This window comes from Treponema sp. R80B11-R83G3, from assembly GCF_054786115.1.
Genome location: NZ_BDHF01000477.1, coordinates 1 through 471, shown reverse-complemented (window position 1 = coordinate 471; position 471 = coordinate 1). Strand labels below are relative to the sequence as shown.

General features: G+C 35.7%; 1 protein-coding gene. It reads right to left on the bottom strand.

Annotation, left to right across the window (positions count from 1 at the left end; all coding sequences use genetic code 11):
• Positions 1-274 precede the first annotated feature (274 nt).
• Positions 275-471 (bottom strand): hypothetical protein (locus ACYVRH_RS14555; RefSeq protein WP_461257580.1); only part of this gene is annotated, 197 nt, incomplete at its 5' end.

Genomic DNA, 471 nt, shown 5'->3' with positions numbered 1-471 from the left:
ACTTAACAGGTCGGTAAAAGTACGCCCCTTCGGGGCTAGGCTACACAAAAGCGTGTTCGGGCTTCGCCCTCTGCACGGTTTTGTTCCGCCACATTTTGCCTGCCCTGCAAACTGCTTCGCAGTTTGCTTATTCGGGCAGGCAAAACGTCTTTTACCGCCAAACGTTACACGAAAATTTTTTTACCCCAAATTACTGGTCACACCGCGCCATCCTTGGCGCGGGGGTTTTATTGTTTTAATGTTTTAAGAATAAAGATAAAGAATATTTTAAAAATTAAAAAGTATTTTTAAGATAATCAATACCATTTTGTGTTATTTGATAATTATGTTTTGATATTTGGTTAATAAATCTATATTTTATTAGTTCATCAACCGCAGACTTTGCAATAATACTTTCATCAATATTTGAATCACCGAAAATGTGACCATATACATTTATATCCCAATAATTACTTTGATTTAGATACATAT